Origin of the sequence: Rhizobium sp. Leaf311 (genome assembly GCF_001423445.1) — a bacterium.
GTDB lineage: Bacteria > Pseudomonadota > Alphaproteobacteria > Rhizobiales > Rhizobiaceae > Agrobacterium.
Genome location: NZ_LMNZ01000020.1, coordinates 510,867 through 524,591 on the forward strand (window position 1 = coordinate 510,867; position 13,725 = coordinate 524,591).

The 13,725-nt window shown below is 56.2% G+C and carries 13 protein-coding genes; 4 read left to right on the forward strand and 9 right to left on the reverse strand.

What is annotated here, in order from left to right; all coding sequences use genetic code 11:
- Nucleotides 1-55: 55 nt before the first annotated feature.
- Both ASF69_RS19250 and ASF69_RS19255 read left to right on the forward strand, forming a co-directional pair.
- A complete protein-coding gene (locus ASF69_RS19250; protein WP_062589827.1) occupies nucleotides 56-475 on the forward strand; it encodes a TadE/TadG family type IV pilus assembly protein in 420 nt (139 codons plus the stop codon).
- Nucleotide 476: 1 nt separating this feature from the next.
- Complete coding sequence (locus tag ASF69_RS19255; RefSeq protein WP_062589828.1) at nucleotides 477-2,207, forward strand: pilus assembly protein TadG-related protein; 1,731 nt, start codon at nucleotides 477-479, stop codon at nucleotides 2,205-2,207.
- A gap of 74 nt (nucleotides 2,208-2,281) precedes the next feature.
- On the opposite strand, the gene ASF69_RS19260 is transcribed toward ASF69_RS19255, so the two are convergent.
- The 4 genes from ASF69_RS19260 to rpiA all read right to left on the reverse strand — a co-directional run bounded on the left by ASF69_RS19260 (nucleotide 2,282) and on the right by rpiA (nucleotide 6,693).
- Nucleotides 2,282-3,658, reverse strand: coding sequence for a 3-deoxy-7-phosphoheptulonate synthase class II (locus ASF69_RS19260; protein WP_062589829.1), 1,377 nt, complete (start codon nucleotides 3,656-3,658; stop codon nucleotides 2,282-2,284).
- Between the two features lie 199 nt (nucleotides 3,659-3,857).
- On the reverse strand, nucleotides 3,858-5,246 hold the full coding sequence (gene gor, locus ASF69_RS19265; RefSeq protein WP_062589924.1) for a glutathione-disulfide reductase: 1,389 nt from the start codon (nucleotides 5,244-5,246) through the stop codon (nucleotides 3,858-3,860).
- A 128-nt stretch (nucleotides 5,247-5,374) separates the two neighbouring features.
- Nucleotides 5,375-5,977, reverse strand: coding sequence for a DUF2059 domain-containing protein (locus tag ASF69_RS19270; RefSeq protein ID WP_062589830.1), 603 nt, complete (start codon nucleotides 5,975-5,977; stop codon nucleotides 5,375-5,377).
- Between the two features lie 17 nt (nucleotides 5,978-5,994).
- On the reverse strand, nucleotides 5,995-6,693 hold the full coding sequence (rpiA, locus tag ASF69_RS19275; RefSeq protein WP_062589831.1) for a ribose-5-phosphate isomerase RpiA: 699 nt from the start codon (nucleotides 6,691-6,693) through the stop codon (nucleotides 5,995-5,997).
- 208 nt (nucleotides 6,694-6,901) lie between these two features.
- Between rpiA and gph the strand changes: the two genes are divergently transcribed.
- Nucleotides 6,902-7,594 carry a phosphoglycolate phosphatase gene (gene gph, locus ASF69_RS19280; RefSeq protein WP_082469789.1) on the forward strand — a complete coding sequence of 231 codons (693 nt, stop codon included), beginning with the start codon at nucleotides 6,902-6,904 and terminating at the stop codon, nucleotides 7,592-7,594.
- Between the two features lie 149 nt (nucleotides 7,595-7,743).
- On the opposite strand, the gene rpsD is transcribed toward gph, so the two are convergent.
- Nucleotides 7,744-8,361, reverse strand: a complete 618-nt coding sequence (gene rpsD / locus ASF69_RS19285; protein ID WP_062589833.1) for a 30S ribosomal protein S4 — start codon at nucleotides 8,359-8,361, stop codon at nucleotides 7,744-7,746.
- A 441-nt stretch (nucleotides 8,362-8,802) separates the two neighbouring features.
- Between rpsD and ASF69_RS19290 the strand changes: the two genes are divergently transcribed.
- Complete coding sequence (locus ASF69_RS19290; protein WP_062589834.1) at nucleotides 8,803-9,786, forward strand: TerC family protein; 984 nt, start codon at nucleotides 8,803-8,805, stop codon at nucleotides 9,784-9,786.
- A 2-nt stretch (nucleotides 9,787-9,788) separates the two neighbouring features.
- Here the strand turns inward: ASF69_RS19290 and ASF69_RS19295 are convergent, their stop codons facing one another.
- The 4 genes from ASF69_RS19295 to ASF69_RS19310 form a co-directional block, all read right to left on the reverse strand.
- A complete protein-coding gene (locus tag ASF69_RS19295; RefSeq protein ID WP_062589835.1) occupies nucleotides 9,789-11,309 on the reverse strand; it encodes an ATP-binding protein in 1,521 nt (506 codons plus the stop codon).
- Nucleotides 11,310-11,438: 129 nt separating this feature from the next.
- Nucleotides 11,439-12,317 carry an EamA family transporter gene (locus tag ASF69_RS19300; protein ID WP_062589836.1) on the reverse strand — a complete coding sequence of 293 codons (879 nt, stop codon included), beginning with the start codon at nucleotides 12,315-12,317 and terminating at the stop codon, nucleotides 11,439-11,441.
- Nucleotides 12,318-12,361: 44 nt separating this feature from the next.
- Complete coding sequence (locus tag ASF69_RS19305; protein ID WP_062589925.1) at nucleotides 12,362-13,003, reverse strand: LysE family translocator; 642 nt, start codon at nucleotides 13,001-13,003, stop codon at nucleotides 12,362-12,364.
- Nucleotides 13,004-13,153: 150 nt separating this feature from the next.
- On the reverse strand, nucleotides 13,154-13,657 hold the full coding sequence (locus ASF69_RS19310) for a GNAT family N-acetyltransferase (RefSeq protein WP_200939107.1): 504 nt from the start codon (nucleotides 13,655-13,657) through the stop codon (nucleotides 13,154-13,156).
- Nucleotides 13,658-13,725 lie beyond the last annotated feature (68 nt).

The following is a 13,725-nucleotide window of genomic DNA, read 5'->3' on the forward strand; positions in this document are numbered from 1 at the left end:
TCAATTTCCGTGTTTTAGCCTTTTCGAAAATAACATATTTTCAGGGGGCGCCATCATGGGAATGGCAAACATTTTCCGTAATCGATCTGGATCAGCAGCGGTCGAATTTGCGATCGTCGCTCCGGTCTTCATACTCGTGATTTTGACCATGATTGCCTACGGCATCTACCTGACAGCGGCCTATGCGGTGCAACAGGTCGCCGCAGATGCTGCTCGCACGGCAATCGCTGGCATGAGCACCCCTGAGCGGCAAGCCCTTGCCAAAGACTTCATTGACAAAAGCGCGCTGAATTACGTCTTCCTCGACAAGAACCACCTGAATGTTTCCGTAGACAGCGATCCTTTCAACGTAACCCAGTTCACGGTGACCGTCGAATATGACGCCACGGAACTGCCGATTTGGAGCCTCTATACCTACGCCCTTCCTGACAAGACAATCCGCCGCTTTTCGACGATCCGTATCGGGGGAGTATGACATGCGGGAATGGACGACCTTGTTCAGGCATCTCGCCTTGGATCGCTCCGGAAATATAGCTGTCATGGCGGCCATCACCTCCCCGCTCATCATGGGGGTTCTGGCCTTGGGTGTGGATTATGGTTCGCTCACCCTGCAAAAGCGACAGTTGCAAAACACCGCTGATCTTGCGGCGGTATCGGCGGCGTCGGCAATCAATCCCGAACGGGCCGTGCTGCAGTTTTTTCAGATCAACAATGAGAATTTGGGCGTCAAGTTGAACTCCACCCTCTTGACGACAAGCGGAACCGTCACATTCGATCCAGACACCGTTTTCTCAACGACCGATGGCTATGCCGAAATAGTCAAAGGCCGATATTATCCCGACGCCAGCATAGCTGTGGGGCAACGCTTCGTTCCCAATGCGACACCCTACAATGCGGTGAAGGTCAACATCGTTGAAAAGGGCCGCATCTATTTTGCCAGCAGTTTCGCACAATCGCCAACGATCAGCGCGACAGGCACGGCGGCAGCCCAGAAGCTGGCAGCCTTTTCAATAGGCACGCGCCTGGCAAGTTTGAACAACGGTCTATTGAACGGCCTGCTCGGCGGGCTCTTGGGAACAGACATATCGTTAAATCTGATGGACTATCAGGCACTCGTTTCCGCTGACGTGAACGCGTTGGCCGTTGTCGACGCGCTGGCGAGCGATATCAACCTGACGGCGGGCACCTACCGAGATGTTCTTCAAACCGAAATTACCTACAGCAAATTTCTGGCTGCACTGAACAAGGCGTCTGGGGGAAAACCTGCTGTCAACACTGCGCTGAAGTCTCTCGAAAAGCTGGTCAACAAGACAACGGTCAAGCTTCGGCTTGAACGGTTGATGGCGTTGGAACCCATTCTCGATAAGAAGATAGGAACTGCAGAAAATCTCAACCTGCAAGCTGGCGTTTTCGATCTCATTTCCGCCGCGGCCACGGCTGCCAATGGCGGCAAGCAGCTTTCACTCGACACCGGCATCACTGTACCGGGACTTGCCTCAACCCAGCTGACGCTGGCAATCGGTGAGCCCCCGGTTGGCACGCCCCCGCTTGCCGTGGGCGCAACAGGCACCATCATCAGAACGGCTCAAACGCGCCTGTCCATCAATACCAAGGTCGACGGCTTGAAAGCGCTGCTGGGGCTTGCCGTCAATATTCCCCTTTATGTGGAAGTTGCGACAGGCGAAGCGAAATTGTCTGACGTTCGCTGCAGTGCCAATGGAACAGGCTCAGTGGATGTGGAGGTGGTGCCGGGCATCGCAGAACTCTCCCTCGGTCAGGTGGATATGGCAGCCTTCAACAATTTTGGCAAAGATCCAAGGGTAACCAGAACGGCCATCGTCGACTCTCTCGTTCTCAAGGTGAGCGGATTGTCCCATGTGGACAGCGCCAACCTGACAAAGACGAAGCTCACCTTCCGGCAAAGTGAGATTGACCAAGCCTTGTCAAAGACAATATCGACAAAAGACGCTTCGACTTCACTAATTAAGACGCTTCTCAAAAATGCTGATCTTGATATCAACCTTCTCTTTATCTCGCTCGGCTCCAACGCGACCGTCCAGGCGGCACTCTCGGAAACACTCTCAGCAGCGACGACGCCTATCGATACCCTGCTTTACAACACTTTGCTTGTTCTGGGCGTAAAGCTCGGCGCAGCAGATGTTCGCGTCACTGATCTTCGCTGTATGCATCCTGCCCTTGTCCAATAAGCGTTGTTGTTTCTGCCAAAACGTAAAAAAGCCGCCGGATCGCTCCGACGGCTTTTTGTTTTCATTGATCTCGATCAGCCGTTGACGACAGCCATACGCTTTTCGTCACGGCCGCTTTTCATGCGCTCGGACAGCAGGAAGGCCAGTTCCAGCGCCTGGTCGGCGTTGAGACGCGGGTCACAATGCGTGTGGTAGCGGTCAGATAGCGAATCGGCAGTAACGGTACGCGCACCACCGGTGCATTCGGTCACGTCCTTGCCGGTCATCTCGATGTGGATGCCACCTGGATGGGTGCCTTCGGCGCGGTGGATCTGGAAGAAGCTTTCGACTTCCGACAGAATGCGCTCGAATGGACGCGTCTTGTAGTGATTGAGCGTGATCGTGTTGCCATGCATAGGATCACAGGACCAGACGACCTTGCGCCCTTCCTTTTCCACAGCACGGATCAACTTCGGCAGGCTCTCGGCAACCTTGTCATGACCAAAGCGGCAGATAAGCGTCAGACGACCGGCTTCGTTGGATGGGTTCAGCGCATCGATGAGCTCGATCAGATTGTCCGGCTGCAAGGATGGGCCGCACTTCAGGCCGATCGGGTTCTTGATGCCACGGAAATATTCCACATGGGCGTGGTCAAGCTGGCGCGTACGATCACCAATCCACAGCATGTGGCCCGATGTCGCGTACCAGTCGCCCGATGTCGAGTCGATACGGGTCAAGGCTTCTTCATAGCCGAGCAGCAAAGCTTCGTGGCTGGTGAAGAAATCGGTTTCTCGCAGGCTGGGCTGGTTTTCCGCAGTGATGCCGATGGCCTTCATGAAGTCCATGGTTTCGGAAATGCGGCTGGCAAGCTTGCGATAACGGTCCGCCTGCGGGCTATCCTTGACGAAACCGAGCATCCACTGGTGCACGTTTTCGAGGTTGGCGTAACCACCCATCGCGAAGGCGCGCAGAAGGTTCAGCGTAGCAGCCGACTGGCGATATGCGTCCAGCTGGCGCTCTGGGCTTGGAATGCGCGATGCTTCGTTGAACTCGATACCGTTGATGATGTCACCACGGTAAGACGGAAGGCTGACGCCATCCAGTGTTTCGATGTTCGACGAGCGTGGCTTGGCAAACTGGCCAGCGATACGGCCAACCTTCACCACAGGAAGCTGCGCGCCATAGGTCAGAACGACCGCCATCTGCAAGAACGCGCGGAAGAAGTCACGAATATTGTCAGCGCCGTGCTCAAGGAAGCTCTCTGCGCAATCCCCGCCCTGAAGCAGGAAGGCTTCACCTTCGGCAACGCTGGCAAGCTGCTTTTTCAGGCGCCGCGCTTCACCCGCAAAAACCAGCGGCGGATAGGTTGCAAGCGTCGCTTCCGTTGCCGAAAGTGCTGCCGCATCCGGATATTCGGGAACCTGCTGGATCGGTTTGTGTCTCCAGCTACCGGGCGTCCAATTCTGTGCCATGTCTTCCACCTGGTTAAGGCCAACTCTGTCGTTATTGGCGATCTCTAAAGTTGCGCGGCTTATAGCTTCAAGGGCGACCTTTGCAAAGCCGATCCTTGAAGCGCCGCGCCGTTTAGCCGGATTTTCCGCCAATTCGAGTGAGAAAAACGAATCTAACCGATTTAATTTTCGCACTCAAATCCCGTCAGAAGTTGCGAACCTAGATTCTTTCCCCGTTCTTGATCCGGTAGCTCGGCGAATACATCGTTACCAGTTCTTCGGATGCGGTCGGGTGGACGGCCATGGTGGCGTCGAAGTCGTCCTTGGTGCAGCCGGCCTTGAGGATGATGCCAAGAAGCTGAGCCATTTCGCCTGCCTCATGACCAAGGATATGGGCACCAACGACCTTACGATCCGCTGCATTGACGATGAGCTTCATGATCGTCTTTTCCGAGCGACCGGAAAGCGTTGCCTTCATTGGCCGGAACTGTGCGCGGTAGACTTCGATTTCCTCGAACTTGGCGCCGGCCTCCTCTTCGGAAATGCCGACGGTGCCAATTTCTGGCTGCGAGAACACCGCAGTCGCGATGAGGTGGTGATCAGGCTTGGTGGGATTGTTCTTGAACTCGGTCTCAATGAAGCACATCGCTTCATGAATGGCGACCGGCGTGAGCTGTACCCGATCGGTGACATCACCGAGTGCGAAGATGCTGGGTACGTTTGTGCGAGAGTATTCGTCAACGATGATCGCGCCCCGATCATTGATGGCAACGCCCGCATTCTCCAAGCCAAGCCCTTGCGTGTTGGGATCGCGGCCAAGCGCCAGCATCACCTGCCCCACATTCAGGGAATGTCCCTGCTTGGTTTGCGCCACAAGTCCACCGGCTTCGTCTTTCTTCACCTCGTGGATCACATCTTCCAGAATGATGCGGATACCCTTTTCGACCATTGCCGCATGCAGACCCTGCCGCATGTCGTTGTCGAAGCGGGAAAGTATCTCCTTGCCGCGATAAATCAGCGTCGTCTCGACGCCGAGACCGTGGAAGATGTTGGCGAATTCGACAGCGATATAACCACCGCCGGCAATCAAGATCGAACTTGGCAATTCCTGGAGGTCGAAGGCCTCATTGGAAGAGATTGTCAGCTCATGCCCAGGCAGTGACACGTGCGGATTCGGTGTGCCGCCGACGGCAATGACGATGCGTTCCGCCGTCACGGTTTTCCCCGTTTGCACGAGTTTGACGGTATGCGCATCGACAAGTTCGGCACGGCTGTTGAATATCTCTGCCTTGGCATTCTCCAGGCCCTTACGATAAAGCCCCTCCAAACGCTCGATTTCCTTGTCCTTTGCCGCGACCAGCTTTTTCCAGTCGAAGCTGCTCTCGCCCACAGTCCAGCCGAAGCCGGCGGAGTCTTCAAAATGCTCGGGAAATTGCGAGGCGTAGACAAACAGCTTCTTCGGCACACAGCCTCTGATGACGCAGGTTCCGCCATAGCGATATTCTTCCGCGATACCAACGCGCTTGCCGAGCGACGCGGCCACGCGGGCACTCCGGACGCCGCCGGAACCGCCGCCGATAACGAAGAGATCATAGTCATAGGATGTCATGGAAAAGCCTCTGAAAGAGATGGTGGCGCAGGCCATATCGTTGGGCATTCATATAGGTGTTGCCGCACACAAATGAAAAGCCCGGACTGTCATCCGGGCTTTGAAAAATTCTGACCTTGGGAAAAGTCTTACTGCTTCGGCTTGGCTGCAGGTGCAGCGCCTGCAGCAGCAGGTGCGCCGGGCGCGCCACCAACGTTGGCGCTGTTGGCTGGCAGAGGCTGAAGATCAGCACCGGCAACCTTCTGAAGTTCGCTCATGCTCGATGTATTCAGATCGCGGTTGATGCCCGCAGCCCAGATATCAGCAGCCTTCATCAGTTCGCGCGTTGCGATCGGACCATCCTTCAACAGCTTCTTGCCGGTTTCACTACCGTAGAATGTCGAGATAGCCTTGAGTTCTTCCAGCGAGAAAGCGCGTGCATAGGTCAGGGCAGCTTCACGCTCGAGGTCGGCACGGCGAGGCGCAAGCTCCAAAGCCTTCGCATCGACAGTCTCGGTGATTGCGTCCTGGACGTTTGGCGAGGCCTGGATGAGTTCGGCCTTCAGGCGCTCGGCAAGGCCCGGCAGGATGTTGTCAAAACGATCCGTGACGCCAAGAGCGGCGATAGCCTGCTTGGCAGCGGCAACATGCTCTTCGGAAATTTCCTGCGCCCGAACTGTGGTACCGAAGACGATACCGGAAATGAGGATCGAAGCAGCGGCAGCTTTGCCGAGTCCCGCAAGGTTGATCATGAAATCTCTCGCTCCTGTTATATTTTCGCCTGCATCACGCGCGCGCCATCCGGCCCGGCGATAATGGCAAGCGATGCCAGATTAATGAAAAGTCCGTGCTCGACAACACCCGGTATGGCGTTCAGCTCGCGTGCCAGTGCTTCTGCATCAGGAATACGGCCAAAAGATGCGTCGAGAATAAGGTGTCCGCCGTCGGTTTTAAAGGGTCCATCCTCCAGCGAACGCAATGTCATAGCGCCGGAAAGGCCAAGCCTCGACGCCACTTTTTCAATTGCTATGCGGGTTGCGACCTGACCGAATATGTTGATCTCGATCGGGAGCGGAAACGCGCCCAGTGTATCGACGACCTTGCTCTGATCTGCGATCACGATGACGCGTGTCGATGCTGCGGCAACGATCTTTTCTCGAAGCAGCGCACCGCCACCACCCTTCACCAGCCGCAAGGCATGGTCGACCTCATCGGCACCGTCGATCGTGAGATCCAGTTCCGGAAGGTCATCGAGGGACTGGAGGGGAACGCCAAGCTCCACGCAAAGACGAGCCGTCCGCTCGGATGTTGGAACGCCCTGAACCCGCAGCCCTGCCGATACTTTTTCCGCCAGAAGCCGGACGAATTCTTCTGCCGTAGACCCGGTACCAATTCCAAGACGCATTCCGTCTTCGACATGGGACAACGCCGCTTCTGCGGCCTTGATCTTCATTTGGCGGGCATCCATGCGGCTGCAAACTCCGGGTGTAACAACAACTCAATCCGCATCGGGGCCACTCTCGGAGCCGGACGCTGGCGTGCTGTTTACACGGGTCGACTGCCAAACAAAAGCCCCCTCGGAATGCATGAGGTGACGATCCAAAGGTTTCATTGCAAATCTTCGTGTCAATGCTTAGCCTTGGAGAGACCTACCCCTTCTCATTGTGAGGCATTCCTTGACTTCTCCCCTTGTTATATTCGACCTCGACGGAACATTGGTCGACACGGCACCCGATCTCATCGACAGTTTGAACTACGCCATTGCCGCTGCCGGGCTGGCACCCACAAGCTATGATGACCTCAAGCATCTGGTTGGCCACGGCGCACGCGTCATGATCAAACGGGCATTCGCCCTGCGAAATACGCCGCTTTCGGATGACGACCTGGAGCCGCTCTATGAGCGCTTCATTGCCTATTACCTCGAGACCATGCCCGGTAACAGCAAGCCCTACCCCGGCACCGTTGCGGCGCTGGAGAGATTGACGGCTTCGGGCCACACACTCGCGGTCTGCACCAACAAGACAACGGTACTGGCACTGCCTCTTCTCGAAAAGCTTGGTCTTGCCCATCACTTTGCTGCTGTCACCTGTGGTGACACCTTCGAATGGCGCAAGCCTGATGCGCGTCACATCACCGGCACAATCGAGAAGGCTGGCGGCGATGCGGCAAAAAGCGTGATGGTAGGTGACAGTTTCAACGATATCGCATCCGCCAAAAATGCAGGCATCCCATCGGTCGGGGTCACCTTCGGTTATACGGATGTGCCGATGGCGGAGCTTGAACCTTCTGTGGTGATCGATAGTTACGACGAACTGGACGCCGCGATGATCGAGCGGCTGATTTCAAAACAGGCTGCTGCGGCCGAGTAAAACGTCCTTCATCGAATGCGTCTTTTTCGATCAAAGGCTCGACCGTATCGCAGTCTACATCAAAGTCGGAATGACGAAATCTGCGCGAAAATCGATCAACAAAAAAGCCGCCTCGAAGGGCGGCTTTTTCAATTGCTGACACGCGATTATTAACGCGAGTAGAATTCGACCACGAGGTGTGGTTCCATGACGACCGGGTATGGAACGTCAGACAGAGCTGGTACGCGAGCGAAGGTCGCAACCATCTTGTTGTGATCAACTTCGATGTAGTCAGGAACGTCACGCTCTGCGAGAGCAACAGCTTCCAGAACGGTTACGAGCTGCTTGGACTTCTGACGAACTTCGATAACGTCGCCAACCTTGCAGCGGTAAGAACCGATGTTGACGCGAACGCCGTTAACCGTGACGTGGCCATGGTTTACGAACTGGCGAGCAGCAAAAACGGTCGGTACGAACTTTGCGCGGTACACGATCGCGTCCAGACGGGACTCGAGCAGACCGATCAGGTTCTCGGATGTATCACCCTTGCGACGGTTTGCTTCGTCGTAGGTTGCGCGGAACTGCTTTTCGCGCAGTTCGCCGTAGTAACCCTTGAGCTTCTGCTTGGCGCGCAGCTGCGTGCCGAAGTCGCTCATCTTGCCCTTGCGGCGCTGGCCGTGCTGGCCTGGGCCGTATTCGCGACGGTTTACAGGGGACTTAGGACGACCCCAGATGTTTTCGCCCATACGGCGGTCAATTTTATACTTGGACGATTCGCGCTTGCTCATCGTATTTCCTTTCAGAATGTTACACCGGTTTGTTGCCAAACCGGATCAAGGAAACACGCCCTCCTCTGAGGTCCGTTTAAGAACCTCTGACAGGTTTCTCACATTTGCGAATGGAGAAGCCACGGGACATGTCGGTGATGTTGACTACCGAACGTCAGTTTATAAACTGCAAGGCAGTCAACGAAACACACCGAGCATTGCTGCCCGGTGTTGATGCGGCTTCTAGGTCTGTGTCATCGAATTGTCAATGAGAAAAAAGTTTCCGACACCTCTTGAATCCGGCTTTCGCCACGTTATTTTTCAAGTGTGATCAGGACTCGGGCCCCTCTGGCGTATTCCGGACAATACGCGATGTCGAGTCTCTTAAGGTTGGGGCCACGTCTATGTCTGTCACACGTTCCCCATCCGTAAAGCCAACCTCGTCCGGAAAAAGGTTGACTGATGGACTATTTGCTCATCGATTTTTTAGGCACTCCCGCTTGGATGTGGGGCGTCTTCATTGCACTGGTTTTGGGACTTCTTTCCCTCGACCTTGGCGTCCTGCATAAAAACTCCAAGGAGATCGGCATACGCGAAAGCATGCTGATGTCCGGTTTCTATATTGCGATCGGCTTGGCCTTCGGTGGCTGGATCTGGTACCAGTCCGGCCAGCAGTCGGCGATGGAATATGTAACGGGCTTTGTCGTGGAAAAAAGCCTCGCGATGGATAACATCTTCATCATCGCGATGATTTTCTCTTACTTCGCCATTCCCCGCCAATACCAGCATCGTGTGCTGCTGTGGGGTATCCTTGGCGTCATCGTCCTGCGCGGCATCATGATTGCTGCTGGCGCTGCCATCGTTGAGAACTTCCACTGGGTTCTTTATATCTTCGCCGCCTTCCTTGTATTCACCGGTCTCAAGATGCTGTTTTCGTCCGACCATGACGAAAACGATATCGGCAACAACAAGATTCTGAAGTTTTTGCGCAGTCACCTGCCGGTGACGAACACGCTGCACGGCGAGAAATTCCTCGTCAAGGAAGTCGATGAGAAAACCGGCAAGCTGAAGACCTTCGTAACGCCGCTGTTCCTTGCGCTGGTGATGGTCGAAATCGCCGACCTGATCTTCGCCGTCGACTCGATCCCTGCGATCTTCGCGATCACGACAGACCCGTTCATCGTCTATACGTCGAACATCTTCGCGATCCTTGGTCTGCGTGCGCTCTACTTTGCGCTGGCAGCTCTGATGCACCGCTTCGCTTACCTGAAATATGCTCTGGCTGCGGTTCTGGTTTTTGTCGGCTCCAAGATCTTCGTGGCTGATATGCTGGGCATCGCAAAGATCCCGCCTGCCCTCTCGCTTGGCATCACGGTTGCCATCTTGGTAACGGGTGTAGTCGGTTCGCTTCTGGCTACGCGTAAGGAAGCGAAAACGATCGAGTAATCCTACTCGGCCGCCAGCTTCGCATCATCTTCAGCCGCGTCCGCATCCCCGGGCGCGGTTTTTGCGTCAAGGTCTGGGAAAGCCACAATGCGTTTGCCGGAAAAATCGGCATGAACAACGACGAGTTCTTTTTCCTCGAAATAGCTCAGCAACCTGCGGGCGCGACGGGCGGAATGGGTGCCATAGGCACGGGCGATGCGGGCGTCTGAAGGACACGGCTCTTCACCAAGTGCGGCCTTGACCAGAAGCAGAAAGACACCTTGGAGATCATCAGAAACGTTTGATGAAAGCTCAAGGGCCTTTTCCCAGGCCTCAGTCGATGCCATTTCGAGATCAACGCCGGATCGGGTGATGGCCACCTGACGACGGAACTCAGAAAGTGCCATGGGCGTGCCGGGAATGCGGCGCATTCGGGCACGCACGAGAAATTCCTGATAGAGAACGGCATCCGTACGATAGGCCGACTGCGGATCGTCCATGATCTCGGCAAGCACGGCGGAAATCTTCTCGGCACGCTCCTCGGGCGACATATCCGCCTGGCTGCTGCGCTGAACCTGTTGCTGCGGCTCTGATCCGCCAATGGCCGGTGTGGAGCGCGAAAGCTCCGCCAGAATATCTGTCGTCGGACGGGGTGCGGGCGGCGTGCGGCGCACAGGCGCGCGGGTAAACTCTTCCGGGTCGGGCGTGAAGATCAGGTCCTCAACGTCCTGCGGCGAGTCGGGGAGCGGCATCAGTTTCGGTGAAGACGAACGGGCCGATGTTTCGACCGCACCAATGATGATCGGTAGCGGACGGCGCGACAGCGCAGGTCCAAGCGCCACGAAATTGCCGCGCTGCAAATCGCGGAACATTTCCGCCTGGCGGCGATCCATCCCCAAGAGATCCGCTGCGCGGGCCATGTCGATATCCAAAAAGGTACGGCCCATCAAAAAGTTGGAGGCTTCGGCAGCGACGTTCTTGGCAAGCTTAGCCAGACGCTGCGTGGCGATGACGCCTGCCAGGCCGCGCTTTCGGCCACGACACATGAGGTTGGTCATGGCGCCCAGCGACATCTTGCGTGCGTCTTCCGTCACCTCACCGGCCACCGATGGCGCGAACATCTGCGCTTCATCCACCACGACCAGAACCGGGTACCAGAACTCGCGGTCCGCATCGAACAGGCCGTTGAGGAAGGCGGCAGCTGCCCGCATCTGCTGCTCGATATCGAGACCTTCCAGCGTCAGGACGCAGGAAACGCGGTGCTGCCTGATGCGATTGGCAATCCCCGCCAACTCGCCCTCGGTGCGTTCGCCATCAACAACCACGTGACCGAACTTGTCGGCCAATGTCACGAAATCGCCTTCCGGATCGATAATGACCTGCTGCACCCAGGGTGCGGATTGCTCCAGCAGCCTGCGGAGCAAATGCGATTTGCCAGACCCGGAATTGCCCTGCACCAACAAACGTGTGGCAAGCAATTCCTCAATATCGAGCTTGGCAGCTTGCCCGCCCGATAGGGTCCCCATGTCGATGCCGACCTGCAATGTTCAAATTCCCTGCAACGCAAATGGATGAGCGCCGATTCGTTGAAACGACAGCGAACGTCTTCCTTACCAAAAAAATCAGCAAATGGCCTGTGACGTCAACGCAATGCACAGGGAATATCGCTGACCTCAGGCCGCAAAACGTCTCAAAGACAGCCGACGGCCGAAGACGTTGAGCGCCAGCCCCGCCACCACAAGTGTGCTGCCGATGACCTCCAGAAGCGTGATCTGTTCCGCAAAAGCAAAGTACGCCCCAAGGAAACCGACAATCGGCACCAGAAGTGAGAAAGGCGCAACCGTGCCAGCGGGGTAACGCAGCAACAGAAAGCTCCATATGCCAGCACCGACGATCGTTGCTCCATAGGCCATGTAGATGACAACGAAAACCGTCATGAGGTTGGCGGACGCAAGCCCGTCAGAGATGGCCTGCGGACCTTCCAAAACAAGCGACAGTGCGATTAACGGCAGCACGGGCACGAGGCTTGTCCACGCCACGAAGGAGACGGCGTTGACCCTGCCGACCTTGCGGTTGACGATGTTGCCGATTGCCCAGCTGAAGGCCGCGCCGACACACATCACGAGCGGCACCATGGCGCTGACATTCAACCGCTCCAGACCGATCACGGCCAGACCGCCGAAGGCCACGGCAGCTCCAGCAATATGCGACTTCAGCGGAATTTCGCCCAGAAGTGTGACAGCCAGCGCCATGGTGAAAAACGCCTGCGACTGCATGACGAGCGAAGCCAGACCAGCCGGCAGTCCCAGTTTGATGGCCGTATAGAGAAGCCCGAACTGCGCGCACCCCATGACCATGCCGTAGATGACCATATGCTGCCACGACACTTTTGGCCTCGGCAGAAAGAAGACAAGGGGCACCGCTGCAAAAAGGTACCGCAGCGCCGTCAGAAACAAGGGCGGCATATCCATGACGCCGACCTTGATGACCACGAAGTTGAAGCCCCACAAAAACACAGTGACGAGGGCGAGAAGGATATGCGGCACGGCCATTTTGTTTTTGTCCAATCAGGTGCCGCTTGGGGATTGCAGCGTTTCTATCCGGCAGCGCGCTTCCAGCCCGCCGTGAGCAGGCCAGCACCAATCAGCAGGCTGCCGCCCGTGCGGTTGACGATGCGCTGAACATGGGGCTTGCGGATGGTGTTGCGTGCGGCACTCGCTAACATTCCATAAAGGGCCGCGTTGCAGGTGGCAAGAACAAGGAATGTGATTTCAAAGATCACGACCTGCGGCCAGAATGGCAGCGATGGCGTCAGAAATTGCGGCAGGAATGCCACGAAGAAGACAATGCTTTTCGGGTTGAGTGCCGTGACGACATAGGTGTGCAGGAAAATCCGCAACGGCCTTTCCTTGCCCGCCGTCTCCGTCTCCGTCTGCGCAAGCCCCTGCCCCATGACCGGCGCTCGCCACAGTTTGATGCCGAGATAGATCAGATAGGCTGCACCCACCCATTTCAACCCAGTGAACAGAGCTGCGGATGTCGCAAGCAGCGCGCCCAAGCCCAGCATCGAGGCCGTCATGGCGGTGAAATCGCCCAAAGCCACACCGGCAACCGTCGCCGAACTGGCTTTGCGGCCATGGCCAAGGGCATAGGAGATGACCAGAAGAATGGTTGGCCCTGGAATTGCAAGCATTATGGCGGATGCGGCCACGAAGGCCAGCCAGTTTTCAATAGGCATGATTGTCTCCCTTTCTTTGATTACAAGACAGAGCAAGCCACCGAGCGAAAGCAACATCAAGAGCCGATGCGAACTAATCTGCTTTTTGGTCGGCGGACTAACGGGTGGCTTCGGCGGTGATGTGGTTCGCGCCGCCGTTATGACGATCACTCAGTCCTTTAGAGCGAGCGTCATCAGCACGTCGTCATAATAGGTATTGCCGATCTTGAGCGCGCGCGGTTCATATCCGTACTGCTCAAACCCCATTTTCCGATAGAGTTTCTGGGCCGAAACATTCGATGCTTCGACGACAAGTGTGATCTGCTCCAGAAACGGCCGGGAATAATCCAGAACATGTTGGATGAGCGCCACACCAACACCGAGGCCGCGCGCCTCCTGTCGCACATACATTCCCCAAATCATGCCCTTGTGCGTTGTTTTCGAAGCCGTGGGCACCTTGATACCGACAGTACCGACCATGGCACCCGTCTCGGCCAGAAAAGCGCCGAATACAGGCTGTCGTTCGAGACGTTCAGCGAAATCATCGACAGTCATAAGAGACTCGTCTTCCCAGGAAGCGCCGAAAGCCTCTGGATGCGCCAAGAGACCCTCCAGCCGAATGGCACGATATTCCGCAGCATCAGAACCGGACAATTTCCGTATCGTGACGGTCATAAGCATCTCCATTGCTTTTCTGTTCATATCTTAAAGCCTTCCCGGCAACTGCTTCACCGGGAAGGCGG